At 69.1% G+C, this 3,777-nt stretch carries 2 protein-coding genes and 1 pseudogene; 1 reads left to right on the forward strand and 2 read right to left on the reverse strand.

All coding sequences use genetic code 11. From position 1 onward, the window contains the following. The first annotated feature begins 173 nt into the window (after nucleotides 1-173). A complete protein-coding gene (locus tag QM634_RS00625) occupies nucleotides 174-1,046 on the forward strand; it encodes an endonuclease domain-containing protein (RefSeq protein WP_415040841.1) in 873 nt (290 codons plus the stop codon). Between the two features lie 84 nt (nucleotides 1,047-1,130). Here the strand turns inward: QM634_RS00625 and QM634_RS00630 are convergent, their stop codons facing one another. Both QM634_RS00630 and QM634_RS00635 read right to left on the reverse strand, forming a co-directional pair. Next, complete coding sequence (locus QM634_RS00630) at nucleotides 1,131-3,176, reverse strand: CocE/NonD family hydrolase (RefSeq protein WP_415040842.1); 2,046 nt, start codon at nucleotides 3,174-3,176, stop codon at nucleotides 1,131-1,133. A gap of 242 nt (nucleotides 3,177-3,418) precedes the next feature. After that, nucleotides 3,419-3,777: pseudogene (locus QM634_RS00635) on the reverse strand (fructose-bisphosphate aldolase); the annotation flags it as partial.

Genomic DNA, 3,777 nt, shown 5'->3' on the forward strand with positions numbered 1-3,777 from the left:
CGAGTGGGCGGTCCAATTCTGCCGAGTGGGCGGTCCAATTCTGCCGAGTGGGCGGTCCAATTCTGCCGAGTGGGCGGTCCAATTCTGCCGAGTGGGCGGTCCAACTTCGCCGAGTGGGCAGTTCGCCGACTGCCTGACGGATCCGTTTGTGGCTCCGCTGCGTCTAAGAGTGCATGAGGAACTACGACGAAGAAGCGCGAACAGCGCACTTCCAGGAGGCCGCTCGCAGAGCCGTTGGCGACCTGCGGTCCGGGATCCGGTACATCGACGGCACGACGGCGGTTGGCCGAGCGCAACTGCTGTCAGTCCGTGAGCGCATCCTGGCAACCGCCGCCAACGCCCACGGCCGGCCAGTTGTCACCGGAGTCTCGGCGTCGATCCTGCACGGCACCAATTGGTTTGATCCGTTCTTTGACGTCGAGCTGATACACGACCTTTCAGGCTCCACCTGGAAGGGAGCGGGCCGCACGGTTCGCCGTTACCAGCTCGCGCCGTCCGATGTCACCGACATCGACGGCGTACTTGTCACTACGCGAGTGCGCACCGCCTTCGACGTCGGTCGGATTCCGCCCGCCTGGCGGGGGTTGGGGAATCTCGACGCCCTGCACCGGGCAGCGCCGTTCTCCATACTGGCGCTGATCAGGTACATCGACGACCACCGCGGGTGGCGGTACATCAGGCAGTTGCGGGCGATTGCCCCGCTCGTCGACGGTGCAGCCGAGTCTCCGCCGGAAAGCTGGCTGCGACTCCTGCTAATCCAGAGCGGCCTGCCGCTCCCAGAACTGCAGATCGTGGTCGTAGATGAGACCGGGCATGGATTCGCCCGCGTCGACATGGGCTATCGCGGGCCGAAGATCGCGATTGAGTACGACGGGGAGGAGTTCCACTCGTTAGCGGAGCACCAAGATCGCGACGCTCGACGAGATGCGAAGTTGGAGGCACTCGGTTGGGTGGCGGTGCGCGTCGACGCGGAACGCCTCTTCGACAGACCGTGGACGATCCTGACGGAGATCGAGCACCTGCTGCACGAACGTGGCGCGTACTGACCGCCCACTCGGCGGGGGAGGGCCGCCCACTCGGCGGAATTGGACCGCCCACTCGGCGAAGTTGGACCGCCCACTCGGCAGGTTCTAGGGGGTCGGGAAGGTGCCGATCGCCTGGAAGGTGAGGTGGCTGGGGTGCTCGGGGTCGAGGACCAGGCGCTGTTTGCGGCTGCGTGCCTTGATGAGGTCGGGCACCAGCGTCAGGAAGCGCGGGAAGCTGGCCGCGTAGACGTCGACGCGCAGTCGGTGACCGGCCTCGATGATCGCGTCGGTGGGGACCAGGTCGATGTCGATCGCGACCGGGAGGTCGACCGGCACCGGCAGCTTGCGCACCCGCGTCAGGTAGTGGTGGGCGCGCAGCAGGTTGCCGTCCTCGTCGTAGTCCGACTGGGTCTTGTCCAGCGCCCGGTTGGAGACGGTCAGACCGCCGTTGGTCAGCACCGTCGACGTCCCGTCGGGGGCCACGTCGTTGACGGTCACCGCCCACGTGCCCTCGTGGCCCGTGCTCGCGACGTACAGCCGCAGGTTGCCGCTGCCACTGATCTGGACCGGCTCGGTGGCCGCCGGCGTGGTGAAGCTGAGTCCGCCGCGCTCCTGGAACTCCGCGTCGGAGCTGAACTTGGGGCCGAGGGCGATCGCGGCGCCGGCGGTCACCTGCGCCATGTCCCGCGAGACCAGGCCGCGCAGATCCGGGCGCAGCGTCAGCGACGACACCTCGTCGGATGCCGACTCCGCCGGGGTGAGGCTGCCGTCGTGAAGCGCATGCTCGGCGGTGCCCGACGACTCGCCCGACAGGTAGAGGCGCTGCGTCACGACCCCCGGCCGCGGGAACCGGTCCCCCGACGTCCAGCCGCCGCCCTGCTGTTGCAGGGTCACCGGGCCGTACTCCTCGATGCCGTTGTCGATGTCCTTGAGCCAGTGGTCGAACCACACGCGCTCGAGCACGTCCAGGCGCGGCGGGCTGAACCGTCGACCCTGTCCGGTGCCGACGTCGAGGTGGTAGCCGTCGGCGACGAGCACCTGCTTGCGACCGGGCTCGAGGTTCAACTTGTCGTACACCTGGGTGCTCGACGGCCCGAACAGGTCGTGCCAGGCCCCGACCGTGAACGTCGGGCACGCGATGTTCCCGACCTTCGGATCGCGCTCGTCGAAGTACGGGTCGTCGAAGATGCGCTCGTCGCGGGTCGTCAGGAAGCCCCACAGCAGCGAGGGGAGCTCGGTGGCCGGCGACTTCACCCGGTCGCGCAGCCAGCGGGCCGCGTCGCCGTGGCCGAGGTCGTGAAGCACGGTGCGCGGGTTGGGCAGCCACTTGAGGACGTTGACCAGGCTCAGCCAGATGGGAATGAACGCCGAGTGCATGCCGCCGGTGATGTAGATGTCGCGCACCAGGTCCGACGAGCCCTCGATGGCGAACACCGCCTGCAGCGCGCTGGGGCGCTTGTCGGCGGCCTGCAGCGAGTTGATCGCCGAGTACGACCAACCGGCCATGCCGAGTCGCCCGTTGCACCACGGCTGGGTGGTGACCCAGTCGATCAGCTCGACCGAATCCTTCTGCTCGCGGGCGCCCAGGATCTGCCACTTGCCTTGCGACGCACCGGTTCCGCGGACGTCGACGAGGATCTGCACGTACCCGCTGCGCACCAGGTTGCGGTTGATGCCGAAGACGTCGAGGCCGCCGCCGGCGACGACGCCGGTGATCCGGGTGAGGCCCTCCAGGGCGGTGCCCGACGCGTCGACGGCACCCGACGCCGACTTGAGCGCCTTGCCGACGACCGGCATGTTCAGCCCCTCGTCGAGGGCGTCGAGGATGGCGCGGTTGTACGGGTTGATCGACAGGATCGCCGGGTACGGCTTGGTGACCGGCGCGCCCAGGCGGTTGGCCGGGCGGACGACGGTGGCGCGCAGCCGCACGCCATCGCTCATGGTGATGGTGACGTTGCGGTCGACGTGCACGCGCGGGTAGTGCTGTTTGCCGTCGACGAGGGCCTGCCAGGCGAGGCCGTCGGCACCGCCGGTGGGATCGCCCAGGGGCAGCGACGGCGGTTCGACGCGACGCGGGGAGGTCGACGGCGCGGCCGTGCGCGCGACCTTGCGACCGCGTTGTCGAGCAGCGGGATCCAGCCGGTAAGCCATCAGTTCACCTGCCCGGTCGGCGCAGCCGAGGGGCACGGTGCCCGGCGCTGGGTCGACCTGTCGTCACATGTCCGATGGCCGATCGGTTCGCAGCAGTGAAATCTCTGCGCGATCGAATACCGGAACGCTGTTGCCGAATATATCGGATCCGGGTCGCGATCCGTTAACGCGGGGGTGGTGTTTTCGAAACGGGGAAATCACCCGACGACCTGGGTCGATCGACCCAGAATCGGGCCGCGCCGTCAGTGCTCGGCGATGCCCGCGGACACCCGTGCCGCGGCCTCCAGCGCCTTCCACGCCGACAGCTGCACCGACAGGTCGCGCTCGGGCGTCTCCGACGAGGTGACGGCCCCGGCGATGAACTGCGCCTCGACGCCGGCGGCGGTCGGGATCACCGCATCGTGGCGCCAGTCCGCGCTGAAGATCGGCTGGTCGTTGACGATCGCCCGGGTCTGCCAGATCGCGTCGGCCGAGTCGAGCACGATCCGCGCCGCGCGGGCCCGCACGTCGGCCGCGCCCTCGCCGTCGGGGAGGTCGGTGGCGACCAGCGCGAGGTAGCGCACCAGGATCCCGGCGAACAGCCCGCCGTCGCCGCCGCCCC

The sequence above is a fragment of the Gordonia sp. (in: high G+C Gram-positive bacteria) genome, assembly GCF_047606305.1.
In the GTDB taxonomy this organism is placed as follows: domain Bacteria; phylum Actinomycetota; class Actinomycetes; order Mycobacteriales; family Mycobacteriaceae; genus Gordonia.

Coding starts and splice junctions, on each gene's coding strand:
- QM634_RS00625 (WP_415040841.1), top strand. CDS start 174: ATGAGGAACTACGACGAAGAAGCGCGAACAGCGCACTTCCAGGAGGCC.
- QM634_RS00630 (WP_415040842.1), bottom strand. CDS start 3,176: ATGGCTTACCGGCTGGATCCCGCTGCTCGACAACGCGGTCGCAAGGTC.